Source organism: Paenacidovorax caeni (genome assembly GCF_001298675.1).
Lineage (GTDB): Bacteria > Pseudomonadota > Gammaproteobacteria > Burkholderiales > Burkholderiaceae_C > Paenacidovorax > Paenacidovorax caeni.
The window spans coordinates 25710-50466 of sequence record NZ_CYIG01000011.1; the positions used below are offsets into that span (position 1 = coordinate 25710).

22 protein-coding genes are annotated in these 24757 nt (G+C 68.8%); 12 read left to right on the plus strand and 10 right to left on the minus strand.

The genetic code is table 11. The features are described 5' to 3' along the window. Positions 1–116: 116 nt before the first annotated feature. Together BN2503_RS06845 and BN2503_RS06850 are read right to left on the minus strand one after the other, a co-directional pair. On the minus strand, positions 117–503 hold the full coding sequence (locus tag BN2503_RS06845; protein WP_054255906.1) for a hypothetical protein: 387 nt from the start codon (positions 501–503) through the stop codon (positions 117–119). Then, positions 493–2301, minus strand: coding sequence for a PHA/PHB synthase family protein (locus BN2503_RS06850; RefSeq protein WP_054255907.1), 1809 nt, complete (start codon positions 2299–2301; stop codon positions 493–495). The genes BN2503_RS06845 and BN2503_RS06850 overlap by 11 nt, the downstream gene beginning before the upstream one ends. Before the next feature lie 333 nt (positions 2302–2634). On the opposite strand from BN2503_RS06850, the gene BN2503_RS06855 reads away from it, so the two are divergent. The 4 genes from BN2503_RS06855 (at position 2635) to BN2503_RS06870 (ending at position 8961) form a co-directional block, all read left to right on the plus strand. After that, positions 2635–4257, plus strand: coding sequence for a methyl-accepting chemotaxis protein (locus tag BN2503_RS06855; RefSeq protein WP_054255908.1), 1623 nt, complete (start codon positions 2635–2637; stop codon positions 4255–4257). Between the two features lie 82 nt (positions 4258–4339). Continuing rightward, positions 4340–7042 (plus strand): bifunctional acetate--CoA ligase family protein/GNAT family N-acetyltransferase, encoded by a 2703-nt coding sequence (locus BN2503_RS06860; protein WP_054255909.1) that lies wholly within the window; start codon positions 4340–4342, stop codon positions 7040–7042. A gap of 38 nt (positions 7043–7080) precedes the next feature. Further along, entirely contained in the window at positions 7081–8028 is a 948-nt protein-coding gene (locus BN2503_RS06865; protein WP_054255910.1) for an ATP-binding cassette domain-containing protein, read from the plus strand. Positions 8029–8157: 129 nt separating this feature from the next. Next, positions 8158–8961, plus strand: coding sequence for an ABC transporter permease (locus BN2503_RS06870; protein ID WP_054255911.1), 804 nt, complete (start codon positions 8158–8160; stop codon positions 8959–8961). A 15-nt stretch (positions 8962–8976) separates the two neighbouring features. Here BN2503_RS06870 and BN2503_RS06875 read toward each other — a convergent pair whose 3' ends face one another. Then, entirely contained in the window at positions 8977–10566 is a 1590-nt protein-coding gene (locus BN2503_RS06875) for a GMC family oxidoreductase (RefSeq protein WP_054255912.1), read from the minus strand. Between the two features lie 129 nt (positions 10567–10695). Between BN2503_RS06875 and BN2503_RS06880 the strand changes: the two genes are divergently transcribed. The 6 genes from BN2503_RS06880 to BN2503_RS06905 all read left to right on the plus strand — a co-directional run bounded on the left by BN2503_RS06880 (position 10696) and on the right by BN2503_RS06905 (position 16020). Continuing rightward, positions 10696–11544, plus strand: coding sequence for a 3-hydroxybutyryl-CoA dehydrogenase (locus BN2503_RS06880; RefSeq protein ID WP_054255913.1), 849 nt, complete (start codon positions 10696–10698; stop codon positions 11542–11544). Positions 11545–11737: 193 nt separating this feature from the next. Then, the gene (locus tag BN2503_RS06885) at positions 11738–12187 is read left to right on the plus strand and encodes a MarR family winged helix-turn-helix transcriptional regulator (protein WP_054255914.1); all 450 of its coding nucleotides are present in this window, start codon (positions 11738–11740) and stop codon (positions 12185–12187) included. Between the two features lie 58 nt (positions 12188–12245). After that, entirely contained in the window at positions 12246–12662 is a 417-nt protein-coding gene (locus BN2503_RS06890) for an organic hydroperoxide resistance protein (RefSeq protein ID WP_054255915.1), read from the plus strand. A 75-nt stretch (positions 12663–12737) separates the two neighbouring features. Next, positions 12738–13496 carry a metallophosphoesterase family protein gene (locus BN2503_RS06895; RefSeq protein WP_054255916.1) on the plus strand — a complete coding sequence of 253 codons (759 nt, stop codon included), beginning with the start codon at positions 12738–12740 and terminating at the stop codon, positions 13494–13496. Continuing rightward, a complete protein-coding gene (locus BN2503_RS06900) occupies positions 13493–14932 on the plus strand; it encodes a serine/threonine protein kinase (RefSeq protein ID WP_054255917.1) in 1440 nt (479 codons plus the stop codon). The genes BN2503_RS06895 and BN2503_RS06900 overlap by 4 nt, the downstream gene beginning before the upstream one ends. A 62-nt stretch (positions 14933–14994) precedes the next feature. Continuing rightward, positions 14995–16020, plus strand: a complete 1026-nt coding sequence (locus tag BN2503_RS06905) for a serine/threonine protein kinase (RefSeq protein WP_054255918.1) — start codon at positions 14995–14997, stop codon at positions 16018–16020. Between the two features lie 9 nt (positions 16021–16029). Here BN2503_RS06905 and BN2503_RS06910 read toward each other — a convergent pair whose 3' ends face one another. Both BN2503_RS06910 and xrtH read right to left on the minus strand, forming a co-directional pair. Continuing rightward, a complete protein-coding gene (locus BN2503_RS06910; protein ID WP_175537925.1) occupies positions 16030–16782 on the minus strand; it encodes an exosortase H-associated membrane protein in 753 nt (250 codons plus the stop codon). Positions 16783–16793: 11 nt separating this feature from the next. Beyond that, entirely contained in the window at positions 16794–17324 is a 531-nt protein-coding gene (gene xrtH / locus BN2503_RS06915; RefSeq protein ID WP_054255958.1) for an exosortase H, read from the minus strand. A gap of 99 nt (positions 17325–17423) precedes the next feature. Between xrtH and BN2503_RS06920 the strand changes: the two genes are divergently transcribed. Then, entirely contained in the window at positions 17424–19001 is a 1578-nt protein-coding gene (locus BN2503_RS06920) for a glycosyltransferase family 39 protein (RefSeq protein ID WP_054255919.1), read from the plus strand. A gap of 42 nt (positions 19002–19043) precedes the next feature. Here BN2503_RS06920 and BN2503_RS06925 read toward each other — a convergent pair whose 3' ends face one another. Genes BN2503_RS06925 through BN2503_RS06940 form a run of 5 tightly spaced genes read right to left on the minus strand, consistent with a single transcriptional unit; the run spans position 19044 to position 22928 of the window. After that, positions 19044–19691, minus strand: a complete 648-nt coding sequence (locus BN2503_RS06925) for a 3'-5' exonuclease (protein ID WP_054255920.1) — start codon at positions 19689–19691, stop codon at positions 19044–19046. Next, entirely contained in the window at positions 19688–21511 is a 1824-nt protein-coding gene (locus tag BN2503_RS06930; RefSeq protein WP_054255921.1) for a putative nucleotidyltransferase substrate binding domain-containing protein, read from the minus strand. Before BN2503_RS06930 ends, BN2503_RS06925 begins: the two co-directional genes overlap by 4 nt. A gap of 10 nt (positions 21512–21521) precedes the next feature. Then, positions 21522–22154 (minus strand): 2-hydroxychromene-2-carboxylate isomerase, encoded by a 633-nt coding sequence (locus BN2503_RS06935; protein ID WP_054255922.1) that lies wholly within the window; start codon positions 22152–22154, stop codon positions 21522–21524. 26 nt (positions 22155–22180) lie between these two features. After that, on the minus strand, positions 22181–22441 hold the full coding sequence (locus tag BN2503_RS19300) for a DUF1289 domain-containing protein (RefSeq protein WP_074930132.1): 261 nt from the start codon (positions 22439–22441) through the stop codon (positions 22181–22183). Between the two features lie 4 nt (positions 22442–22445). Beyond that, the gene (locus BN2503_RS06940; protein ID WP_054255923.1) at positions 22446–22928 is read right to left on the minus strand and encodes a YbaK/EbsC family protein; all 483 of its coding nucleotides are present in this window, start codon (positions 22926–22928) and stop codon (positions 22446–22448) included. 53 nt (positions 22929–22981) lie between these two features. Between BN2503_RS06940 and BN2503_RS06945 the strand changes: the two genes are divergently transcribed. Beyond that, complete coding sequence (locus BN2503_RS06945; protein WP_054255924.1) at positions 22982–24697, plus strand: diguanylate cyclase; 1716 nt, start codon at positions 22982–22984, stop codon at positions 24695–24697. Positions 24698–24757 lie beyond the last annotated feature (60 nt).

Below are 24757 nucleotides of genomic sequence, written 5' to 3' on the forward strand. Positions count from 1 at the left end.
CCAGCATGCGGGGCCGCGCCGAACCGGCCGCCGCGCCCGCTGGCGCGCTCCCCTTCGCGCGGTCAGGCGCGGCGGGGGGTGTGCGGCAGTGCCGCACGGCGGGGTGTCTCAAGCCCTCAGTCTTCTATGCCGTCGAAAAATGGACGCAGGTTCATGCCCGGCGCCTCGGCCGGGAAACCATTGCACAGCAACCGGTCGTTGGCGCTGAGCAGGATGTCGCGCGCAGCCTGCGGACCCACGTTGACGTTGTAGGCAAGCCGCTCGAACGTCTGGTAGCGCAACACCAGCAGCGCACGCAACTCCTCACGCATGCGCGCCTCGCGGCCCTGGTAGCGGGTGCCGTCGCACTGCAGCGCGGCGTCGATGTCCGCGGGCGTGCGCAACGGCACGCCCAGGGCCTGGGCCAGCATGGTGATGCGCGCGCCCATGGTCTCGAACTGCTTCACGAAGTGCCGCAGGTGCCGTTCGATGACGTCGCGCTCGCTGGTGTGCTTAATCGGCATAGCGCGTCATCACATAGGTGCCAGGGGCGTCGCACACCACATGGTCGGGCGGAATCGCCTTGGCGGGCACCGGCTCGCCCGAACGCGCGGTGATCCAGGCGTTCATTGCTTCCCACCACGAGCCCTGCTGCACCGGCGCATGGGCTTTCCACTCGTCGGGGTCGATCCAGCCGGTGTTGTCCTCAACGCTGGCGATCTGGTAGCTGCGGCGCGGGCGGCCAGGCTCGCTGACGATGCCCGCGTTGTGCCCCCCCTCGGCCAGCACGAAGGTGACGTGCGTATCGGTCTGCAGGTGGATTTTGTAGACCGACTTCCACGGCGACACGTGGTCGCGCGTGGTGGCCACGACCATCATGGGCACGTTGATGTCCATCAGCGCCACCGTGGAGCCGGCCACGCGGTACTGCCCCGCCGCCAGGGCGTTGTTCAGGAACAGCGAGTCCAGGTACTCGGAGTGCATGCGCGCGGGCAGGCGGGTGGTGTCGGCGTTCCAGCTCATCAGATCGAAGCTGGCGTCGTCCTCGCCCAGCAGGTAGCGGCGCGTATTACGCCCCCACAGCAGGCCGCGCGAGGCCAGGAAAACGAACGAGCCGCCCATCTGCTTGCCCGAGAGGTAGCCGCGCTCATTCATGCTGCGGCGCAGGGCGCTGAGCTGGCTCTCGTCAATGAAGACCCCCAGCTCGCCAGGCTCCGAGAAGTCGGTTTGCGCCGCCAGCAGGATGACGGAGGCCAGCTCGGGCATGTCGGCCGGGATCATGGCCTGCTCGGCGGCGGTGCGCTCCTTCGCCTTGCGATGCAGGCGCCCCAGGACAGCCGCGACGATGGCCAGGAACGTGCCGCCAAGGCAGTAACCCACGGTGTGCACGCGTTGGGCACCGCTGCGCGACTTGACGGCCGCCAGGGCTTCCATGACGCCCAGACGCAGGTAATCCTGCATGCCCAGCTCCCGGTCGCTGGCATCGGGGTTGCGCCACGAGATGATGAACACGGTGTGCCCCTGGTCCACCAGGTACTTGACCATGGAGTTGTGCGGCGACATGTCCAGGATGTAGTACTTCATGATGCACGACGGCACGATAAGCACGGGCTCTGGCTGCACCTTCTCGGTGCTGGGGCTGTACTGGATGAGTTCGATCAGGTGGTTGCGAAACACCACCTTGCCCGGGGTAATGGCCACCTGCTCGCCCACGGCGTATTCCAGCGGCTCCAGCTCTTCTGCAGGCGTTTCCGGGCGGGCATTGGCCTGCTCGCGCAAATCCTGCAGGAAAAACTCCCAGCCCTTCTTGAGCGATGCGCCGTGGGTTTCTTGCGCCACGCGCAGCACCTCGGGGTTGGTCAGCGCCCAGTTGGACGGCGACAGTGCATCCAGCGTCTGGCCTGTGAAAAAGTCCACCATGTGCTGGTGGTGGCGCGACACGCCACTGCTGTGGCCTGCGGCTTCACGCCACCAGGTGTCAGCGGCCTTGAAGCCTTCTTTGACGGCGTTGTAAGGCCATTGGGACCAGCCAGGATCGGTGAAACGGCCATCTTTTTCCGGCGCGGCGTCGGCCGACTGGTCTGCGGCCTTGTTCCACGCCTGCACCGACAGTTCAAACGCACGCACGGCCAGCTGGGACTGGCGCCCTGGCGATGCCATCAGGTGCATCGCCCAATCCGCATGGGCCAGCGACAAGGCAATCGGAGAGAGGCCACTGAACGCACGCACCATTTGCGCCTGCACCGACTCATCCAACGCCCGTGCCGCAGAGCGGCGGCGCTCGTGGAAATACTCAGACCCAGACGCATTATCCGTAGCCATGGCCAACTCCTTGATGCAACAAAAACAACAATTGACGGCATTGTGCTGACTTCAGTCAAGAAGTCACTTGATTGATGTCAAAACCGCAACCTATGCCGTATAAATCAGTTTGTAAGAATACAAATTATACATACATGCATGCATGTATATTTTTGCAACCCATTCTGGGCGGACAATACAAAAGCACTACGCAAAGATTGTCATCTTTTGCCTCATCGGTCGCGTGAAAGTAACAGGGCAATCCTTTTTGAGCGTTTACCACATGCTGGAATGAATATAGTCATTCTTTACAGACAGTAACTGACCCATAGCAACCAACCCTTTCACTCCACCATGTCCCTTTCCTGGAACCAGCTGCGGATCACCCAGCGCTTCATCGTCGTCCTGTGCGCCTTCGTTCTGTCGGTCGTTGCCGTCGCCGCCACCGGCCTGTGGGGGCTGTCCTCTGCACGCGACAGCCTAAAGTCCTTGCATGACGAAGCGATGGCGCGCTCCCTGCTGGCCGGCCAGTCGATCGAAAGCACCCTGCAAAACCGCATGCAAGTGCTGCTGGCCTTCCAGCACGCCCCCGCGGGCGGCCTGGCCAGCATCCACGACCATCCGGCCACCATGCACCTGGAGGCCATCGCCGCCAACCAGAGCGCCAGCAACGCGCTGCACAAGACCATGGAGCAAGGCATCACCGACCCACGCGAGCGTGCGCTGTACGACGCCGCCATGGAAGCGCGCAAGCCCTGGCGTGCGGAGCTGGACAAGGCCGTGCAGGCCATCCGCAAGGAAGACTACGCCGCAGAAACCATGGCGGCCTTCCTGGCTGCCGGCCGCAAGGAGGGTGAGGCCGTGGTGAAGACCATGGGCGCCTTGCGCAGCTACCAGGTGGAGCATGCCAACGCCGCCTTCCAAGCCGCACAGAAGCGCTACGAGCTGGCACTGTGGATCTTCGCGCTGGCCGCCGTGCTGCTGGTGCTGCCCTCGGTGCTGCTGGCGCTGGCACTACTGGCACGGCTGAAGAACGGCTTCGCCATCGCCCAGACTGCGGCGGCCCACATTGCCGCGAGCGACCTGACGCACAGCGTCGCACTCCAGGGCAGCGACGAAATCGGCCGTCTGTGCAGCGATATGGAGACCATGCGCGGCAACCTGGCCGAGGTGGTGGGGCGCTTCAAGGCCGGCACAGGGGCCATCGCCGGCGCCTCGACCCAGGTGGCTGCGGGCGCGCTCGACCTGTCCTCGCGCACCGAGCAGCAGGCCAGCGCGCTGGAGGAAACCGCCTCGGCCACGGAACAGCTCTCCGGCACGGTGCAACAGAACGCCGACAGCGCTGCGCAGGCCAACCAGCTCGCGGCGCAGGCCAAGGACGTGGCGGCGCACGGCGGTGCCGTGGTCACGCAAGTGGTGCAAACCATGCAGGCCATCAACCAGTCGGCCGCGAAGATCGTGGACATCATTGGCGTCATCGACGGCATCGCCTTCCAGACCAACATCCTGGCGCTGAATGCCGCCGTGGAAGCCGCGCGCGCTGGCGAAGCCGGGCGGGGCTTCGCCGTGGTGGCCTCGGAAGTGCGGGCACTGGCCGGGCGCAGCGCCGAGGCCGCGCGCGAGGTCAAGGCGCTGATCACGGACTCGGTGGCCAAGACCCAGGCGGGCAACGCACAGGCAGCGCAGGCCGGTACGGCCATGCAGGAAATCATGGACGGCATCCAGCGCGTGGCGGGTATCGTCGATGAAATCGCGCTGGCCAGCCGCGAGCAGGCCTCAGGCCTGTCGCAGATCAACCAGGCCGTGGCCCACCTGGACGGTGTGACGCAGCAGAATGCCGCACTGGTGGAGCAGACCTCGGCCGCGTCGAGTTCACTGCAGCAGCAGGCGCAGGACCTGGCCGCGCTGGCCGGCACGTTCCAGCTACCGCAGCAGCAGGGGCTGCGCGCGGCCACAGCGCCTGCGCTGCCGCGTTGAAAATTCGAATGAAATAGGCACCTACGCCTTATGCAGCAAGCGCTGGCAGCTATTGTTTTCATAGCTTGACACAGGGAGTCCCATGCTCGACAAGCACTACCTCACGCCCTTGTTCGCCCCCAGCTCCGTCGTGGTGCTTGCGGGCCGTGCCGACGCACCCGAGACGCTGACGCCGCAGGCTGCGGCGCTGCACGCCGCGCTGCGCGCGCAGCGCTACAGCGGTACGCTGGCCTTCCTGGATCTACAGAACACCAGCGGCACGCTGCAGGACCTGAAGCAGACGCGCGCTGACCTCGCCGTGATCGCCCTGCCACCGGCCGAGCAGGCCGCGGCGCTGGAGGTGGCAGGCCACCTGCACTGCCGCGCCGCGCTCATCGTGAGCAGCGGCATCGAGGCGCAGCAGGCAGCGCAGTTGCAGCGCATCGCGCGGCGCGAGGGTATCCACCTGCTCGGGCCGAACTCGCTGGGCATCCAGCGCCCCTCGCTGCAGCTCAACGCCAGCACCGCCGGCACGCTGGCGCGCGAGGGCACAATGGCATTGGTCAGCCAGTCGGGCGCGCTCACGGCGGCCACGCTCGACTGGGCCAATGGCAACGGCGTGGGCTTCTCCAGCGTGGTTTCATTCGGGCCGCACGCCAGCATCGGCCTGACGGAAGCGCTCGACTTCCTGGCCAACGACCCGCACACGCACAGCATCGCCGTGTGCATGGAGGGCATCTGCAACGCGCGCCGCTTCATGAGCGCGCTGCGCTCGGCGGCCTACTCCAAGCCCGTGGTGGTGCTCAAGTCGGGCCGGCGCACTGCTGGCAGCGCCGCGGCGTTGACGCACAGCGCCACCATCGTCGGCAGCGACGACGTGTTCGATGCCGCGCTACGCCGTGCCGGCGCGGTGCGCGTGCACTCGTTCGTCGAGCTGTTCTCGGCCACCAAGTGCCTGGCCTCGCGCTACCGCCCGGTGGGGCGGCGCCTGGCCGTCATCACCAACGGCGGCGGCCCGGGCGTGCTGGCTGCCGATGCGGCCAACGACATTGGGCTGGAGCTGGGCGTGCTGTCCGAGGCCGGACGCGCCGCCCTGGCGCCGCAGTTGCCGGCGCAGGCCACGCTGCAGGAGCTGTTCGACCTGTCGGAAGACGCGACGCCCGCACAGTACCGCGCGGCCATCGACGCAGCGCTGGCCGAGCGCCAGATCGCCGGCGTGCTGACCCTGTTCTCGCCCAAGCCCGGCAATGACGCACGCGCCGTGGCCCAGGCCCTGGCAGACGCCAAGCGCCAGGCCGAGAAGCCGCTGCTCTCGTGCTGGCTGGGCGACGCCACCGTGGGCGAGGCGCGCGAGGTGCTGCGCGACGCCAGCATCCCCACCTTCCGCACGCCCGAGGCTGCCGTGGGCGCTTTCGGCAACATCGCCAACTACCACCAGAACCAGCAGCTGCTGCAACAGACGCCACCGTCGCTGGCCAACAGCCTGGCGCGGCCCGATATCGAAGGCGCGCGCCTGGTGATCGAGGGCGTACTGGCCGAGCGCCGCAGCGTGCTCACCGAGATGGAATCGAAGACGCTACTGGCGGCCTTCCACATCCCGGTCACACGCACGCTGCTGGCGCGCAGCGCCAACGAGGCCATGATGATCGCCACGCAGCTGGGCTTCCCTGTGGCGCTGAAGATCGACTCGCCCGACGTCACACACAAGTCCGACGTGGGTGGCGTGATGCTCAACGTGCACAACGCCACCGCTGCGCGCGACGCCTACGAGACCATGGTGCAGCGCGTGGCGCGCGCAGCGCCGAACGCGCGCATCCACGGCGTAACGGTGCAGCCCATGGCGCGTGCCACGCGCGGGCGCGAGGTGTGCATCGGCCTGGTGCGCGACGACCCGTTTGGCCCGGTCATCACCTTCGGGGCGGGCGGCACCATGATCGAGCTGATCGACGACCGCGCCATGGAGCTGCCGCCGCTCAACCAGTTCCTGGCGCGCCGCCTGATCGAGCGCTCGCGCGTGGCGCAGACCCTGGGCGAATGGCGCGGCGCCAACGCAGTGGACCAGGCGGCGCTCGAGCAAGTGCTGCTGCGCGTGTCTGAAATGGCCTGCGCGCTACCGCAACTGCGCGAGATGGACATCAACCCGCTGATCGTGGACGAGCACGGCACCGTGGCGGTGGACGCGCGCATCGTCGTCACCGAGGTCGGACAGACCTCGGGCACGGGACACCATGGCTCGTACGGCCACTTGGCCATCATGCCCTACCCCGAGCGCCTGGAGCAGACCTGGCCGCTGCGCGGCGGCGGCGAATACCTGGTGCGCCCCATCCACCCGAGTGACGCGCAAATGATCCAGCGCCTGGTGCGCGAACTCTCGCCCGAGAGCCGCTACATGCGCTTCGCCTCGCGCATCGCGGAGCTGCCGCCGTCGCTGCTGGCGCGCTTCACGCTGATCGACTACGACCGCGACATGGCCCTGGTGGCCGTGCACCGCGAGCGCACCACCGACGAGGACGGCGAGGTGCACACCACCGAGCGCATCGTCGGCGTGTCGCGCTATGCCATCAACCCCGACCCGAGCAGCTGCGAATTCGCGCTGCTGGTGGCCGACGACTTCGCCAGCCAGGGCCTGGGCGCGCGCCTGATGTACAGCATCATGGACGTCGCGCGCGAGCGCGGCCTGGCCGAGATCCAGGGGCTGGTGCTGGTGGAGAACGCCAAGATGCTCAAACTCATGCGCCGCCTGGGCTTTGAGATTCGCGCCTACCCCGAGGAACCGGAGTTCAAGCTGGTGGTGCACACGCTGTAAAGGCACGCACCGGGGGGCAAAGCGGCACAATCGACGCCATGCCCGCCCCCTTGCTGTTCGAAGCCTGCGACCTGCGCAAACGCTACGGCGCCACGACCGTGGTCGATGGTCTGTCGTTCTCCATTGCCGCAGGGGAATGCCTGGGCGTGATCGGCCCCAACGGCGCGGGCAAGACCACCACGGTGCGCATGTGCCTGGGCCAGACCACGCCCGACGCAGGCCAGGTGCACTACCACCCGCCGCAGGGCGGTGCCCCCCTGGAGATGCCCCGCGACGCGCTCGCCATCAAGGCCCGGCTCGGCGTGGTGAGCCAGTTCGACACGCTCGACCCCGACTTCACCTGTGCCGAGAATCTCGAAGTCTTTGGCCGCTATTTCGGCCTGAAGCCCGCCGCCATGCGCGCGCGCATCCCGCGCCTGCTGGAATTCGCGGCGTTGGGACACAAGGCCCAGGCTCGGCCTGGCGAGCTATCGGGCGGCATGCGGCGGCGTCTGTCGCTGGCACGTGCTCTGGTGAACGATCCACACCTGCTGTTGCTGGACGAACCCACCACCGGGCTCGACCCGCAGGCGCGCCATCTGATGTGGGAACGCCTGCAGCAATTGCTGCAGCAGGGCTGCGCCATTCTGCTGACCACGCACTTCATGGACGAGGCCGAGCGCCTGTGCGCACGCCTGCTGGTGCTCGACCATGGCCGCAAGATCGCCGAGGGTCGGCCGCGCGAACTGATCGCCGAGCACCTCGAACCCGAGGTGGTCGAGGCCTACGGTAACGGCGCGCTGGCCCTGGCACAGGACGCCGCGCTGCGCACGCTGGCGCAGCGCGTGGAGGTCAGCGGCGAAACCGTCTTCTTCTACACGCAGGACGCACGCCCACTGCTGCAGGCCCTGGCCGCGCGCGCCCACCTGCGCACCCTGCACCGGCCAGCGAACCTGGAGGATTTGTTCCTCAAACTCACGGGCCGCCAGATACGGGAGGACGGCTAGGCATGAAGAAACACCCCCCTGATCGGCTGCGCCGCATGCACGGCTTGGCGGCCCTTGCGCGGCGTCCGCTGGCCTGGCCGCGCCGGTTTCATGGGCTGCGGGCGGTGCCCAGCACAGTAGGAAACTGACATGGATACTTCCGCCTCGATCTGGCGCCCACCCGACCTGTCGTGGCGCTGGTGGCCCGTCTTCCTGCGCAACCTGCGCGTGTGGCGCAAGCTCGCCATTCCCAGCCTGGTGGGCAACATCGCCGAGCCGCTGATGTGGCTGGTCGCCTTTGGCTATGGCATGGGGGCACTCGTCGGCCAGGTCCAGGTGAACGACCGCAGCGTGCCCTACATCCTGTTCCTGGCCAGCGGCTCGATCTGCATGAGCGCCATGAACGCCGCAAGCTTCGAGGCGCTGTATTCCGCCTTTTCGCGCATGCATGTGCAAAAGACCTGGGACGGCATCATGAACGCGCCCATCGGCCTGGACAACGTGGTGCTGGCGGAAATGCTCTGGGCCGCTTTCAAGGCCCTGTTCACCGCCACCGCCATCCTGGGCGTGATGCTGGCGCTTGGCATCAGCCACACGCCCAAGCTGCTGGTGGCCTGGCCAGTGCTGCTGTGCGTGGGCATCATGTTCTCCAGCATCGCGCTGATCTTCAATGCCCTGGCCAAAGGCTACGATTTCTTCACCTATTACTTCACGCTCGTACTCACGCCGATGATGTTTCTCTCGGGCGTTTTCTTCCCGCGCGAGCAGCTGCCGCCGCTGGTGCGCGCAGTATCGGACTGGCTGCCGCTGACGAACGCCGTGGAGCTGGTGCGCCCGCTGTTCATGGACCAGTGGCCGCAGCACCCGCTGCGCCATGGCCTGGTGATGGCGCTGACCACTGCCACGGCCTACTGGGTGGCACTGGCGCTGACGCGCAGGCGCTTCCGGGGCTGAGGCGACGCAGGCGGGCTACGCGGCAGCGCGCAGCAAATCCACCGCCTTCTCGGCGATCATCACCGTCGGCGCATTGGTATTGCCGCTGACGATGCGCGGCATGATCGACGCATCGACCACGCGCAAGCCTTCCAGGCCATGCACGCGCAGCTGGCTGTCCACCACGTCCAGCGGCCCCGGCCCCATGCGGCAGCTGCCCACGGGGTGGTAGATGGTGTCGGCGTACTGGCGGATGTACTGCTCAATCTGCGCCTCGGTCTGCGCCTGGGCCAGGGCCTGCCCCTCGCGCCCGCCATACTGCGCCAGTGCAGGCTGCTGCAGGATGGCGCGCGAGATCTGAAAGCCCCGCACCATGCGCACCATGTCATCGGGGTCGGCCAAGAAGTTGGGGTCGACCAGTGGCAGCTGCAGCGGGTCGCTGCTGGCCAGGCGCACGCTGCCCCGGCTCTTAGGCTGCAGCAGGCAGACGTGGCACGAGTAGCCGTGGCCGAACACGGTCTTGCGCCCGTGATCCACCAGTTTGCCGATGACAAAGTGCAGCTGCAGGTCTGGCGCCGCCTCTTCGGGGCGGCTCTTGAGAAAGCCCCCGGCCTCGGCGAAGTTCGACGTGAGTGGGCCCGTGCGCTGGCGGCGCCATTCGCGGATGCTACGCAGCACGTTCAGCCCGCCGCGCAGCGACAGGCCAAACAGGTCGGTCAGCCCGGGCGCGTTCACCACCTGCACCACGTCGGGATGGTCGTGCAGGTGGCGGCCTACGCCGGGCAGGTGGTGCAGCACCGCGATACCGTGGCGCTGCAGCTCATCGGCGGGCCCCACGCCCGAGAGCATGAGCAGCTGCGGCGACAGCAGCGCGCCTGCGCTCAGCAGCACCTCGCGCCGCGCGCGCGCCTGCTGCAGCTGCCCACCCTGGCGGTATTCCACGCCCACGGCGCGGCGGCCCTCGAACAGGATGCGCGTGGCCTGCGCCCCCGTGACGACGTGCAGATTCGGCCGCCCCAGGTGCGGCGTCAGGTAGCCCTTGGCCGTGCTGTGGCGCTCGCCGTTCTTGTGCGTGACCTGGTACAGGCCCACGCCCTCCTGCGTGGCGCCGTTGAAGTCGCGGTTGTGCACATGGCCGGCCTGCACGGCGGCATCGACGAACACCTGGCTGAAGCGGTTGGGCGAGCGCAGGTCGGCCACGTTGAATGGGCCACCCTGGCCGTGCCAGGCGTCTGCGCCGCGCTCGTTGTGCTCGGCGCGCTGGAAGTAGGGGAGCACGTCGCTCCAGCCCCAGCCGGGGTTGCCCTGCGCGGCCCAGTGGTCGTAGTCGGCGTGCTGGCCCCGGATGTAGACCATGGCGTTGACCGAGCTGGAGCCGCCCAGCACCTTGCCGCGCGGCTGGTAGCCGCGCCGCCCGCCCAGCCCGGGCTGCGGCACGGTGGAGAAGCCCCAGCCGAACATCTCGTACTTGGCCATGGCGGCCAGCCCGCCGGGGCAGTGGATGAACACGCTCTTGTCGGCCCCGCCAGCCTCCAGCAGGCACACGCGCACCTGGGGGTCCTCGGTCAGCCGGCCTGCCAGCACGGCCCCCGCCGAGCCGCCGCCGATCACGATGTAGTCGAACATGGGAAACCGTCTCCTTGTCGTTGTCAGGCTGGTGACATTGCCCGACTGATCGATTCACGATAACCGAAGCTCCCTGCGAATGCCGGTACCATGCCCGGTGTTCGTTTCACTTTGAAGAGAGTTCTCTATATGACGATCCAAACCGTCGGCATCATCGGCGCGGGCACCATGGGCAACGGCATCGCCCAGGCCTGCGCAGTCTCTGGCATCAACGTGGTCATGGTGGACATCTCCGATGCCGCCGTGCAAAAAGGCATCGCCACCGTGGCGGGCAGCCTCGACCGCCTGATCAAGAAAGAAAAGATCACCGCGGCCGACAAGGACGCCGCCCTGGCGCGCATCAAGGGTTCCACGCGCTACGAAGACCTGCAGTCCGCACAGCTGGTCATCGAGGCCGCCACGGAAAATTACGAGCTGAAGCTGAAGATCCTCAAGCAGGCTGACGCGCTGCTGGCACCCGAGGTCATCATCGCCTCGAACACCTCGTCCATCTCCATCACCAAACTGGCCGCCGCCACTAGCCGCGCCGACAAGTTCATCGGCATGCACTTCTTCAACCCGGTGCCGATGATGGCGCTGGTGGAGATCATCCGCGGCCTGCAGACCTCCGACGCCACGCACGACGCCGTAAAGGCCCTGGCCGAGCGCCTGGGCAAGAGCCCCATCACCGTGAAGAACGCGCCCGGTTTCGTGGTGAACCGCATCCTGGTGCCGATGATCAACGAGGCCTTCTTCGTGCTGGCCGAGGGGCTGGCCACGCCCGAGGACATCGACGCCGGCATGAAGCTGGGCTGCAACCAGCCCATCGGCCCGCTGGCGCTGGCCGACATGGTGGGCCTGGACGTGTGCCTGGCCGTGATGGACGTGTACCTGGCCGAATTCGGCGACAGCAAGTACCGCGCCTGCCCGCTGCTCAAGGAATACGTGGCCGCCGGCCGCCTGGGCCGCAAGACCGGGCGCGGTGTGTACAGCTACTGAGCTGCCCGCTTAAGCTCCTGATTAGATAGCTGCTGGCGCTTGCCCAGTCCGGGTTTCAGATGGTTTTCCACCTGAAAACCGGACTGGGCAAGCGCCAGCAGCTCTTTTTTTAATAGTACCTGTTGACCCTTTTCCTTTCGTGGCCTCCTGCAATTAAATTGCACACAATTTAATTGCCAACAATAATTCACCCATGCACACGACGCCCTCCTCTTCCGAACGGCTGCGGCTGGACAACCAGGTCTGCTTCGCGCTGTATTCGGCGTCCCTGGCCATGACCAAGCTGTACAAGCCGCTGCTTGACGCGCTCGGCCTGACCTACCCGCAGTACCTGGTGATGCTCGTGCTGTGGGAGCAGGACGGCCTCACCGTGTCCGAACTGGGCGAACGCCTGTACCTGGACTCGGGCACGCTCACGCCGCTGCTCAAGCGGCTGGAGGCAGCCGGCCTGTTGGCGCGCCAGCGCGACGCGCAGGACGAGCGCCGCGTGCGCGTCATGCTGACCGACCCGGGCCGCGCCCTGCGCCAGCAGGCCGAAGGCATTCCCGCCTGCATGCTGCAGCGCATGCAGTGCAGCCCGCCGGAACTCATGGACCTCAAGAACCGGCTGCACGCCTTGCGCAGCCACCTCGCCAGCGCGTAGCCTCGCGCGCGCCGGCCCATCCCGCCCGCACCGGGCACCTCGCTGAAAGGAAAGCACCATGGCATCGCTCGACAAAGTCCTCTACACCGCCCGCGCCCACACCACCGGCGGCCGCGACGGCGCCTCGCGCACCGACGACGGGCGCCTGGACGTGACCCTCTCCTCTCCCGGCACCAGCGGCAGCGGCACCAACCCCGAGCAGCTCTTCGCCGCGGGTTACTCGGCGTGCTTCATCGGCGCACTCAAGGCCGTGGCGGCGCGCCAGAAGCTGGCACTGCCGCAGGACGTGGCGATCGACGCCGAGGTGGACCTGGGCACCCTTCCCAACGCCTACGGCATCGCCGCACGCCTGACCGTGCACCTGCCCGGCATGGACCGCACCACCGCCCAGGCGCTGGTGGAGGCCGCACACCAGGTCTGCCCCTACTCCAACGCCACGCGCGGCAACATCGACGTGACCCTGACGCTGGCCTGAACCCCAGGTTTTCCCTAGGCACCGGCGCAAGATTGCGCTCAGCTTGGCGCGCCATGATGGGGGCTGGAGCCCCCCATGAAAATCGCCCTGCTGTCCGACATCCACGCCAACCGCCAGGCCTTGGACGCCTGCCTCGCACACGCCCGCGCCCAGGGTGCACGGCAATTCGCCCTGCTCGGCGACCTGGTGGGCTACGGCGGTGAACCGGCCGCCGTGGTGGACCAGGCCATGGCCCTGGCACAGGAGGGCGCGCTCATCGTCCAGGGCAACCATGACGCCGCCGCCGTCACCCCGCCCGCGCAGGCCACGCAGCTGGGCGAGCAAAGCGCGCAGTGGACGCACGCGCAGCTCAGCGCCGCGCAGCGCGAGTTCCTCGCCACCCGCCCCCTCACCGCGCGCCTGGGGCCCTACGCGCTGCTGGCGCACGCCAGCGCCGACCAGCCCGGGCGCTGGCACTACATCAGCGACGGCGCAGCGGCGGAGCGCAGCATGTCGGCCGCGAGCCTGCTCGACCCATCGATCCGCTACGTCTTCAGCGGCCACGTGCACGAGCAAGCCCTGTACTTCCTCACGCCCACGGCCAAGCTCATGCGGTTCGCCCCCCAGCCCGGCGTGCCCGTGCCCGTGCCCATGCACCGGCAGTGGCTGGCCATCGTCGGCTCGGTAGGCCAGCCGCGCGACCGCGACACGCGCGCCATGTACGCGCTGTTCGACGAACAGGCCTGTAGCCTCACCTTCCACCGCGTGCCCTACGACCACGCGGCCGCCGCCGCTGCCATCCGCGCCGCGCCGCTGCCGGCGTTCTTCGCCGACCGGCTGGAGACGGGCCGATGAAACTGCTGGCGCCCGGCACGGAAGTCGATGGCTTCGTGGTGCGCGAGTGCATCCACGCGGGCGGCATGGCGCACATCTACGCCGTGGCCTACGCGCAGCAGGCGCGCGACCCCGGCTTCTCCCTGGCCATGAAGATCCCGCGCATGACAGCGGGCGACGGCGCCGAGAACATCGTCAGCTTCGAAGTCGAGCTGCAGATCCTGCCGGTGCTCAGCGGCCCGCACGTACCGCGCTTCGTCGCCGCGGGCGACTTGCTGCGCCTGCCCTACCTGGTGATGGAGTACGTGCCCGGCCAAACGCTGCAGCACTGGCTCGACCAGCCCGAGCGCCCCGACGCAGCCACCGTGGCCCAGCTGGGCAGCGCCATGGCGCTGGCCGCGCACAGCCTGCACCAGCAAAACTGCTGCCACCTCGACCTCAAGCCCGGCAACGTGCTCATCAAGCCCGACGGCAGCGCCGTGCTGTTGGACTTCGGCCTGTCGTGCCACGCCCACTACCCCGACCTGCTGGCCGAGGAAATGCGCAAGGCCGTGGGCTCGCCCGCCTGGATCGCGCCCGAGCAGGTGGTGGGCGTGCGTGGCGACCTGCGCAGCGACATCTTCGCCATCGGCGTCATGCTCTACGAGCTGGCCACGGGCGCGCTGCCCTTCGGCGCGCCCACCACGCAAGGCGGGCTACGCCAGCGCCTGTGGATGACGCCCGCGCCGCCGCGCGCGCACCGCCCCGACCTGCCCGAGTGGCTGCAGGAAATCATCCTGCGCTGCCTGGAGCCCGAGGCCGCGCAGCGCTACCCCTCGGCCGCGCACCTAGCGTTCGACCTGGCGAATCCGGGCCAGGTGCCCATCACCGAGCGCGGCCGGCGCACGCGCGGCCCCGGCGTGCGCGCGCACCTCAAGCGCTGGCTCAAGGCCGCAGGCATGCACTACCAGCCCAGCCCGCTGCCCACCAGCCAGATCGAGGAGGCGCCCATCCTCATGGTCGCCGTGCCGCACCAGGACGTGCAGGACGCCACCCTGTACTCGCTGCGCGAGGCCGTGGCGCGCTCGCTCGGCATCCGCCCCGGCGCACGGCTGGCCTGCGTCACCGTGCTCTCGCCCTCGGCCAGCAGCACCTCGGACGCCGGGCGCAGCGAGACCACGCTGCACCGCACGCACCTGGCACGGCTCAAGGCCTGGGCGCAACCGCTGCCGCTGGCCGGGCACAGCGTGAGCTACCACGTGCTGGAGGCCAGCGACGTCGGCCAGGCCCTGGTGCGCTACGCCGAGGGCAACCGCGTCGGCCTGATGATCCTGGGCGCGGCCACGCACGGGCTGCAATTGCAGCGCTTCATCGACACGGTGCCGATCCGTGTGGCGCGCGAGGCGCCGTGCACCGTCATCCTGGTCAAGCAGCAACTGCCGTTCGAGCAGCTGCACGCATCCGGCACCTCGCCATGAGGGAGCGCGGCAGGCCGCCAGGCGCCCTGCATCGCAGCCACCGCCGGGAGACAATGCCAGGCATGACCCCTGACGCCCCAGCCCCCTACGCCCAGCTCACCCCCACCGCCGTGCTCGACGCCCTGGCCAGCGTGGGCCTGTATGGCGACGGCCGCCTCACAGCCCTGGGCTCGTACGAAAACCGCGTGTACCAGGCCGTGCTGGAGGACGGCTCGCGCGTGGTCGCCAAGTTCTACCGCCCCGGGCGCTGGAGCGAAGCGCAGATTCTGGAAGAACATGCCTTCGCCCAGGAACTGGAGGCGGCCGAAGTGCCGATCGTGGCGCCGCTCATGCTCCATGGCCGCACGCTGCACCACCACGCGGGCTTCGCCTTCTCGGTCAGCCCCTGGCGCGGCGGACGCACGCCGGAGCTGGAGGATTTCGAAACGCTGGAGTGGCTGGGCCGGTTTCTCGCACGCATCCACAACGTGGGCGCGACGCACCCCTTCGCGCACCGGCCCGCGCTGGATCTGCGCCACTTCGGCCATGCGCCGTACGATGCGCTGCTGGCCGGGCAGCACATTCCCCTGGACCAGCAGTCGGCCTGGTGCGCCGCCTGCAAAGAAGCTCTTGAATTGATAGCTGGTAGCGCTTGCCATACAAGCGCTGGAGGCCAATTTGGCTTGCAAGACGCAACCATCCTCCGCCTGCACGGCGACTGCCACCCCGGCAACGTGTTGTGGACGCCCGTGGATGCGCAAGGCGGCGGCCCGCACTTCGTGGACCTAGACGACGCGCGCATGGGCCCGGCCGTGCAGGACCTGTGGATGCTGCTGTCAGGCGAGCGACGCCAGCGCACGCAACAGCTCGCGGCGCTGCTGGACGGCTACGAGCAGCTGCGCCCTTTCGACCGGCGCGAGCTGGCGCTGATTGAGCCGCTGCGCACGCTGCGCCTGATCCACTACAGCGCCTGGCTGGCGCAGCGCTGGAGCGACCCGATCTTCCCGATCAACTTCCCCTGGTTCGGCACCAGCACCTACTGGCAAGGCCAGGTGGACATGCTGCGCGAGCAGATCGAGGCCATGCAGGAGCCGCCCCTGGTGGCCTGAGCGCAAGGTTCAGCGCCGCCGGCGCGACGGCAGCACGGCAGCGGCGCTGGAGGAGATCTCGCCGCGCTGCGGCGCGGGCTGCGCTGCCACCGGGGCCGCAACGGGCGCCTGCGGCGCGGGCGCTGCCGCCACAGGCGCGGGCGCCAGCGAGGCGCGCCAGGCACTCACCAGCACGTCGTTGACGAAGTGCCGCTCCAGCCACAGCCAGACCAGCACGGGCGCCAGCGTGGGCACCACCAGCGCGCCAAGCTGGTAGCCGTAGATGATGGCCTCCATCTGCCCCTGCTCGACCTTGAGCACGCGCGCGTCCAGCCCCGTGGCCAGCAACAGCTGCATCAGCAGGTGCATGGCCAGGCTGAACGCCTGCGCCGGCTGCAGCAGCGCATAGCCCGCGAGCACGCGCCAGCCGCGCCCGCGCTTGCGCTGCAGCACCTGCGCCGCCAGCATCAACGCCAGGAAGATGGGCAAGCCGTAGGCGTAGCGGCCCGGCTCGGCGTCAAGGGTGATCTCGGCCTGGCGCCAGCCGGTCTGCGCGGTGGCAATGGCCACCGATGAATCCAGCACCACCGCCTGCCCCGGCTCCGCGTGCACCACGCGCACCCACTGCGGCGCGGCCTGCTCCAGCCCGGCCTTGGCCATCAGCGCGGCGGGGTAGGCCACCCAGCGCGCCACCTGGAGCCAGGCCAGAGTAATCAGGATGACACCGAGGAAGGCGGTGAACGCGAAGCGCCACAGCGGTGGCAAACGGGTGAACAAGCGCACCATGCCCTCCTTCACGCCGCCACGGCGGCTGGCGGCACGGGGGGCTCCTGCGGCGGCGCTGCCGGGGCCTTGCTGCCGGCGCGCACCCACACCAGCCAGACGACCAGTACGTCGAGCATGATCAGCGCCTGCCACAGGTACTCGTGCGCGAAATCGAATACGTCCATGTCCCACTGCCCCAAGTAGAACAGGCTGATGACGCGCACCACGTTCAGCGCCTGCACGGCGACGAAGCCCGCCACCAGCCCCACCAGCTTGTGGCGCCACGAGGCCGGGAACGCCATGATGGCGGCGAACAGCACGATGCAGGCCTCAATGCCGTTGCAACCCGGCTCGATCGACACGCCAAAGCCCGTCTGTGCATTCCACAGCACCTTGCCTGCCGCCGTGGCCGTGCTGTCGAACCACGTCACCAGTCCCGCACAGATGCGCGCCAGCAGCGCCGTCCAGGGCAGCACCAGATGCTGCTGCACCCACCCGAGCATGTTGATGCCGAACAGGGTGAGCTGCAGCGCCAGAAAGACCAGAAAGAAACGCAACATGGCGGGCATTATCCCTGGCGACCACGCAGGGCGCCACTCACGGATGCGCACGTGGCGCCTCGCCTCCCCGTACACTTTCGCACGCTTTTGACCGCCCCCATGAACTCTGCCCCGCCGCCGCACCGTGCCGGCCTCCTGCCCCTCAACCCCGACGATCCGCGCCACATGGCCTGGCTCACGCTCGGCTTCATCGCGCTGCACCTGCTGCTGTGGACGCTGCTGCCCGCGCTGAGCCACCGCGCACCGCCATGGGACAACATCGAGCAGTTGGTCTGGTCCCAGTCGCTGCAGTGGGGCTACTACAAGCACCCGCCGGCGCCCACCTGGTGGATGGTTTTCTGGACCGAGCTGCTGGGGCGCCATGTGTGGGTCACCTTCCTGGCGGCCCAGCTCAGCGTGGCGGGCATGCTGCTGTGCGTGTGGCGCATTGCCCTGGCGGTCACCACGCCGCTGCGCGCCTTCGTCAGCGTGGTGCTCACGGCGCTGGTGGCGTACCACGGGCTGCGCGGCATCATGGCCAACCACAACACCCTGCAACTGCTGCCGGTGGGGCTGCTGCTGTGGGCGCTGTTGGGCGCCGTGCGCGCGCCACCGCAAGGGGCCGCGCGCTGGTGGCTGTGGGCCGCCGCCGGGGCCGCGGGCGCGCTGTGCGTGCTGTCCAAATACAGCGCTCTGGTGTGGTTCGCCGTGGCCGGGCTGTGGCTGCTGCTGGAGCCGCGCATGCGCAGCCTGCGCGCCTGGGGGCCGGTGCTGCTGGGCGCCGCTGTGTGCCTGGCGCTGCTGGCGCCGCACGTCGCCTGGATGGCGCAGTCGGACTTCGCCACGCTGCGCTATGCCCAGGACTCCTTTGAAAACAGCAGCCCTGACAGCGCCGGCCTGCCCGGCTACTGGGCCGACCTGTGGTTCTTCACCACCGCCCAGCTGGGACGCCTGGCGCCCGCGCTGATCGCCCTGGGCGTGCTGCGCTGGCGGCTGCGCCGCACACCCGCTGCGTCCCTGCCCGCGCCCGATGGCGAGCGCCTGTTCGTCTACCTGCTGGGCACCGGCCCGCTGCTGCTCACGCTGTGCCTGGGCCTGGGCGGCATGCACCTGGCCTCGTCCTGGGCCACCACCTTCTTCGTGCTCGCGGGCCTGCTGCTGCTGCGCTGGGTGCCCGCCGTAACGCCGGCACGGCTGCTGGGCGCCACGCTGGCCGTGGGCCTGGCGGCCCAGCTGCTGCTGGCGGGGGGCCTGGCGCTGGGGCGCGGCGTGCTGGTGGACCAGCTGGGGCGCAACGCCCGCTCCAACTTCCCGGCGCCAGCCATGGCGCACGCGCTGCAGGCGGTCTGGGCCCAGCACGCGCACACGCCGCTGCGCGTGCTGGCCGGCGAAACCTGGCTGGCGGGCAACCTGTCGATCCACCTGCCGTCGCAGCCTCTGGTGTTCATTGACGCCGAGCCGCGCCACGCCCCCTGGATCGACACCGCCGCGCTACCGCGCTGCGACCTGCTGGTGGTGGTGGACCGCAGTCCCGACGCGCCCGCACCAAGCGCGCAAACGCTACAGCTCCTGGCACGCGCCAGCACCCACGGCCAGCTCAGCGTGCCGTGGACCTCCAAGCCACAAGGGCCGCAACTGACGGTGGACTGGGGCATCGTGCCGGCCACGCAGCCGGGTTGCGAGCAGCAAAAACCATAGCTGCCAGCGCTTGCCAGGCAAGGGTTAGAGCCATTTATCAGCTTATTCCCCGCCGCACAGCCGGCGCAGCTTGACGAAGGCCAGCGCTGCCATCACGGCATCGTTGAGCGCGTCGTGCGCGTCGCGCTGCGGCAGGCCGAGGTCGCGCATCAGCGTGTCGAAGCGCAGGTCGATCTCGGGGTTCTGCTGCTGCAGCGGCGGCATGCGGTGGAATTTGTAGTCGTAGTACATCGCCGAGACCTCGATGCGCTGCTGCGGCAGCCCCATGCCCAGAAGCGGCCGCACGGCGCGGTTGAGCATGGCCACGTCGAATTCCAGGTAGTAGCCCACCAGCGGGCGGCTGCCGATGAAGCGCATGAGCTGGCGCATGGCCTCATGCAGCGGCAGGCCGCCGGCCAGGTCGCGCTCGCGCAGGCGGTGGATGCGCACGCTGTCGGCCGTCACGCCCTTTTCCGGGCGCACCAGCAGCTCCAGGCGCTCGCTGGTCAGGATGCGCTCGCCCACAATGCGCACCGCGCCAATGGAGACGATTTCGTCGGTGCGCGGGTTCAGGCCCGTGGTCTCGCAGTCCAGCGCCACCCACTCGCCGGGCGGTGGCGGCTCGAACATGAAGGCGAACTCGGGCTCGCCCAGGTGGTACAGCTTCCATTGGCGGCGCAGGCGCGCCCACCATGCGGCGGCGGCGTTCATACCACGTCCAGCCGCAGGCGGTGGTGCAGCACGGCCTTGAAGCGCTTGACCGCCGAGAGCGCGTCCTTGAGCAGGTCGCGCTCCAGCGAGCTCAGGCGCGCCGGATCGACGTTCCCCGTGACTTCGCGCTTGAGCGCCAGCTCCGCCAGCCCGGCCTGCAGGCGCAGGCCCATGAGGAAGTGCAGGCCCTGCAGCAGCTCCTGGCCAAGGCCCGCGTCAAGCGTGCCATCGGCCACCAGCGCGGCGATGCGCTCGGCCGTACCGGTCGCCATGACGCGCCGCGCCAGCGCCAGGCTGCGCACGCCGTGCACGATGGGGAAGATGCCGGCCTTCTTCAAGTTCACCGGCCCCTCCTCGCCCAGGCCCAGCAGACGGTTCCACCAACCCGCCGGGCTACCGAAGGCGTCCACGGCCATGGCGAAGCGGGCGATCAGCGGGTCGCTGTCGGTGGCCAGTTGCAGCAGGCGCTGGCGCACCTCGGCCAGCAGCGCGGCGTCGCCCGCGACGGCGTGGGCGTCCAGGAAGATGGCCAGGTGCATCAGGCTGTCGCCCTCGGGCTGCAGTAGCCAGTCGCGCACGCGCGTGCTCCACTCGCTGACCGTGCCGCGCCAAGCCGCATTGCGCAGCATGATGCCGCCCTTGCATTCGGGGTAGCCAAAGCAGGTCAGCGCTTCGGAAAAACGCTCGCAGATGTCCTGCAGGTCGGGCGGCGGCACGTAGCCGTCGCGCAGCATCAGGCCGTTGTCCTGGTCAGTTTTCAGCAGCTGCTCGCCACGCCCCTCGCTGCCCATGACAAACAGGCAGCTGTTGGCCACCAGCTCGGGCGGGGCGATCATCTGCCAGGCGCGCTCGAACAGGCGCGCATTGAGCTGCTGCACGAGCTGCGCCATCAGCGCCATGCGCGTGCCGCCGCGGTACAGCACCGACACCAGGCGCGTGACCTGGGCGGCGGCGCGGTCAAGCATCTCCAGGTCGCGTGCCTGTTCGATCTGCACAGAAATCAGGTGCGACTGGTTGGCCACGAAGCTGAACAGGTCAAGCGCGCGCAGCAGTCCGAGCACGCGGCCTGCGCCATCGACCACCACCAGGCGATGCACGCGCGCGCGCAGCAGCAGCGCCATGGCGTCGCCGATGGTGTCGCTGGCACGCACGGTGACCACCGGGTAGGCCGCCAGCTCGCCCACGGACAGGGTGTGCAGCGAGCGCCCGTCGAGGATGGCGCGCTGCAGCGACGTGGAAGTGAAGATGCCCAGACCCTCAGGTGCGTTTGGCAGCCCCTCCACCAGCACGCTGGTGGTGCGCTCCTCATGGAACAGGCGCGCCACCGAGACGATGTCGGCCGCCGCATGCACGCGGTGCGCCGGACGCAGATAGGCCTGGTCCACGCGCGCCATCAGCAGCGACTGCATCTCGTGCTGCTCGGCGCGCTGCGCCAGGGTACTGAGCTTGTGCCCCAGGTCAGAGAACAACAGCGCGCCAAAGGCGGCGTTGCGCGCGATCAGCTCCTGCACCGTGGCACGCGCGAGCTGGTAGGCCACCAGCTCCTCGGCCACCACGAAACGGCTGCTGACGCGCCCGGCCACCAGGCCACGGCCGTCGAAACAGTCGTCCGGCCCATAGGTGGCCTGCACTTCCTCGCCCTCGGTTTGGGTGACGTAGCCCTTGATGATGACGAACAGGTGCTCGGGCACGGCCCCCACATCGAGCACCACGGCCCCCTCGGGGTAGTACGCGATGTCCACACTGGCGCGCACCAGCGCCTGCTCGCCGGGGCTCAGGCAGTCGAACGGCGAGGCTGAAAAGTTGAAAGCATTGGGCATGGCGGGGTATTCAACCCCCCAGGCCTTGCTCCACGCTTGCAGCGGCCTCCCAATGCTGCGCGAACCACGCATCGCCCAGCAGGCTGGCGCGCAGCATGGGCAGGCTGTCGTGGCCCCAGAACAGGCGACCATCGGCCTCGAACGCGGGCACGCCGAACACCCCGCGCGCCGCCGCTGCGTCGGTGTTGGCACGCAGCAGCTGCTTGGCCTGCTCGGGGTCGCCGCGCAGTTGTTCGGCCAGTGCGGCGCGCAGCGCGTCCAGCCGCGCCGGGTCGAGCGCATCGTGCCCGCCCTGCCAAACGTGGCGCAGGATGGCACCCGCCGTAAAGCGGTTGATGCTGCCGTCCTGGCTGCACTCCAGCGCCAGGCGCAGCAGCGGCAGCGGGTGGAAGGGGTGGCGCGCGGGCATGTCCAGCCCCACGCCGGTGCTATGGCCCAGCCAGGTGGCGTGGCGGTAAGTCCAGGCACGCTTGGGCACGATGCCCGCCGGCCCGGGGTTGCCGTGCGCCTTGAGCAACGCTCCCAGCAGCACCGGCCGGTACACCACGCGGTGGCTGATGCCTTCAAGCACCTGTGGCAACTGCTCGAACGCCAGCCAGGCGTAGGGAGAGACGAAATCGAGGTAGAAGGTGATTTCTTTCATCGCGGGGGGCTCCTGGGAGGGGGAATTCATGCCAGGCCCGGAGGCAACGCGATGCCCGCGCGACACAGGGCCTCGGTCCAGATGCGGCGCCGCTCGCTGTTGCCCGCCCGGGACCAGGCGCGAATATCGTCGAGCGTGCGAAAGCATCCCTCGCAGTGGCTGCGGTCGGGGCTCATGCGGCACACCGAAACGCAGGGCGAGGGAACGGGCTCTGTGCTTTGCACATCAAATTGGCCTGCAGCGCTTATCTGGCAAGCGTGAGTAGCTAGCAATTTAGTAGTATTCATGGATTCAAAGCACTTGCACGACATCGGCCAAAGGGGCACCGGTCAGGCCCTGCAGATCCTGCGGGCGCAACTGGAACACGCCATGCGGATGGCCCGCCGCCGCCCAGATCCAGTCGAAGCGCAGCAGCTCGCGGTCGATCAACGTCACCGGCGGCGTGGCGTGGGCCACGGGAGATACCCCGCCAATCGAAAAGCCGGTGCGCGCCTTGACGAAGTCGGCGTCGGCACGGCCCGTCTTGCCCACCAGCGCGGCGACCTTCTTTTCATCCACACGCCGGTCGCCCGAGGTGATGACGAGCACCGCCGCGTCATCGCTCTTGCGCCGGAAGATGATGCTCTTGGCAATCTGGCCCAGCGCCACGCCCAGCGCGTCGGCCGCCTGCTGCGCGGTGCGCGCGGCACCATCGAGCATCACGGGGGCATGTGGGTGGCCCGCATCCTTCAGCGCGGCGGCCACGCGCAGGACGCCTTCGGGTAAATCATTCATGGCAGGTTTTGTAAAGCGGCGCGGTTACATTGTGAGTCCTCTTACCATTCTCCATGAAGCTGCTTCGCCTCTACCTGCTGCTGGGCATCCTGCTGAGCCACTGGGCAGCGGCATGGGCTGCGCCCATCGTGCTCGACGCGCACCCGCGCGGGCTGCTGCTCGGCGAAACCGGCCAGTTGCAGTGGCTCGCCGACGCCAGCGGCACGCTGACGCTGGACGACGTGCGCGCGCCGGCCCAGGCCGCGCGCTTCGTGCCCGCGCCGCACCCGCAGCCCCGCGGCGGCGGCGCACAGGCCCACTGGTTCAAGGTGGAACTGACGCAGCGCGCGGCCACTGGCGACTGGGTACTCACCACGCACACCACGGCGCTCAAGGACGTGCGTTTCTACGGCCCGTTCGACGCCGCCGGCCAGGCGCTGGCGTCGCCAGTGCACACCGGCCTGTCGCAGCCCTTCGCCACCCGGCCGCTCGGCAGCGAGCGCTACCTGTTGCGCCTGCAGTTGCCTGGCCCCGGCACCTACACCGTCTACGCCCGGCTGCTGAACGAAACCGCCGCCACACTCGACCTGTCGGTCTGGGACACCGCTGAATACCTGCAGTGGCGCCAGCACAAGCGGCTGTTCGACGGCATTTGCTACGGCATCCTGCTGGCCCTGCTGGTCTACAACCTGGTGCTCGCGGCCAGCTTCCGCGACACGACCTACGGCTTCTACATTGGCCAGTGCGCGTTCGCCCTGCTGACGTTGGCCAGCTTCAACGGCCACGCGGCCCATTACCTGTGGAGCGACGGGCCTTGGTGGCCTGAGCGCGGCAACGTGGTGCTGCCCAGCCTCTGGCTGCTGCTGGGCACGCTGTTTGCGCGCAGCTTCCTCGAAACGCACCAGGTGCCGTGGATGGACCGGCTGATGCAGGCCGTTGCTGGGCTGGCGTTGGGCACGGCCCTGCTCGGCCTGGGAGGCCGCTTTGGTGTGGCGCAGGCGCTGAACGAGCTCCTGGCCAGCACTGGCACGCTGCTGGCCACCGTGGCGGCCGTGGTCACCATGCGGCGCGGCTTCGTTCCCGCGCGCTGGTACCTGGGCGGCCAGGCCCTGCTGTTCCTGTCGGTGCTGGGCGTGGTGCTGGTCAACTGGCAGGTGATTGATGCGCCGTTCGTGCTGGCCAACGGCCTGCAGATCGGCGTGGCGGCGGAAATGGTGGTGTTTGCCATCGCCCTGAGCAGCCGCATCAACAGCCTGCGCGCGTCCCAGGCCATGCTGCGCCTGCACGCCGAGCATCTGGCGCAGGCCGCCGCCACCGACCCGCTCACCGGCCTGGCCAACCGCACCGGCCTGGCGCAGAGCGCCACGCGCATGCTGGCCGACGGCCTGCCCCATGCGCTGATGCTGCTCGACCTGGACCGCTTCAAGCCCATCAACGACCGCTACGGGCACGACGCGGGCGACATGGTGCTGCGCGCCGTGGCCACGCGCCTGCAGGCGCAGGTGCGTGCCACCGACGTGGTGGCACGGCTGGGTGGCGACGAGTTTGTGATTCTGCTAGCCGACCCTTTGCCCGACGAGCGCCTGGCGGCCCTGGCCAAGGACTTGGCCGAGGCCGTGCGCCAGCCGGTGGACTTCCTGGGCCAGGCGCTCACCGTGGGGGTCAGCACGGGCATCGCCCGCAGCCCCCGGGATGGCCAAACGCTCACGGCGCTGATGCGCAGTGCCGACCAGGCGATGTACCAGGCCAAGCAGACGCGCAGCGGGTATGCGTTTCAGACGGCCGTCTGACCGGAATCGCTTTACAAACACGAAATATGCGCGCCGCACAATACGGCGGCGCCCCCAACG

Excerpts from the sequence above, each read along its gene's own strand:
- BN2503_RS06870 (WP_054255911.1), top strand. The coding sequence starts at position 8,158 with ATGGATACTTCCGCCTCGATCTGGCGCCCACCCGACCTGTCGTGGCGC.
- xrtH (WP_054255958.1), bottom strand. The coding sequence starts at position 17,324 with ATGTTGCGTTTCTTTCTGGTCTTTCTGGCGCTGCAGCTCACCCTGTTC.
- BN2503_RS06895 (WP_054255916.1), top strand. The coding sequence starts at position 12,738 with ATGAAAATCGCCCTGCTGTCCGACATCCACGCCAACCGCCAGGCCTTG.
- BN2503_RS06920 (WP_054255919.1), top strand. The coding sequence starts at position 17,424 with ATGAACTCTGCCCCGCCGCCGCACCGTGCCGGCCTCCTGCCCCTCAAC.
- BN2503_RS06935 (WP_054255922.1), bottom strand. The coding sequence starts at position 22,154 with ATGAAAGAAATCACCTTCTACCTCGATTTCGTCTCTCCCTACGCCTGG.
- BN2503_RS06860 (WP_054255909.1), top strand. The coding sequence starts at position 4,340 with ATGCTCGACAAGCACTACCTCACGCCCTTGTTCGCCCCCAGCTCCGTC.
- BN2503_RS19300 (WP_074930132.1), bottom strand. The coding sequence starts at position 22,441 with ATGAATACTACTAAATTGCTAGCTACTCACGCTTGCCAGATAAGCGCT.
- BN2503_RS06905 (WP_054255918.1), top strand. The coding sequence starts at position 14,995 with ATGACCCCTGACGCCCCAGCCCCCTACGCCCAGCTCACCCCCACCGCC.
- BN2503_RS06875 (WP_054255912.1), bottom strand. The coding sequence starts at position 10,566 with ATGTTCGACTACATCGTGATCGGCGGCGGCTCGGCGGGGGCCGTGCTG.
- BN2503_RS06890 (WP_054255915.1), top strand. The coding sequence starts at position 12,246 with ATGGCATCGCTCGACAAAGTCCTCTACACCGCCCGCGCCCACACCACC.
- BN2503_RS06900 (WP_054255917.1), top strand. The coding sequence starts at position 13,493 with ATGAAACTGCTGGCGCCCGGCACGGAAGTCGATGGCTTCGTGGTGCGC.
- BN2503_RS06940 (WP_054255923.1), bottom strand. The coding sequence starts at position 22,928 with ATGAATGATTTACCCGAAGGCGTCCTGCGCGTGGCCGCCGCGCTGAAG.
- BN2503_RS06865 (WP_054255910.1), top strand. The coding sequence starts at position 7,081 with ATGCCCGCCCCCTTGCTGTTCGAAGCCTGCGACCTGCGCAAACGCTAC.
- BN2503_RS06930 (WP_054255921.1), bottom strand. The coding sequence starts at position 21,511 with ATGCCCAATGCTTTCAACTTTTCAGCCTCGCCGTTCGACTGCCTGAGC.
- BN2503_RS06945 (WP_054255924.1), top strand. The coding sequence starts at position 22,982 with ATGAAGCTGCTTCGCCTCTACCTGCTGCTGGGCATCCTGCTGAGCCAC.
- BN2503_RS06880 (WP_054255913.1), top strand. The coding sequence starts at position 10,696 with ATGACGATCCAAACCGTCGGCATCATCGGCGCGGGCACCATGGGCAAC.
- BN2503_RS06925 (WP_054255920.1), bottom strand. The coding sequence starts at position 19,691 with ATGAACGCCGCCGCCGCATGGTGGGCGCGCCTGCGCCGCCAATGGAAG.
- BN2503_RS06885 (WP_054255914.1), top strand. The coding sequence starts at position 11,738 with ATGCACACGACGCCCTCCTCTTCCGAACGGCTGCGGCTGGACAACCAG.
- BN2503_RS06850 (WP_054255907.1), bottom strand. The coding sequence starts at position 2,301 with ATGGCTACGGATAATGCGTCTGGGTCTGAGTATTTCCACGAGCGCCGC.
- BN2503_RS06845 (WP_054255906.1), bottom strand. The coding sequence starts at position 503 with ATGCCGATTAAGCACACCAGCGAGCGCGACGTCATCGAACGGCACCTG.
- BN2503_RS06855 (WP_054255908.1), top strand. The coding sequence starts at position 2,635 with ATGTCCCTTTCCTGGAACCAGCTGCGGATCACCCAGCGCTTCATCGTC.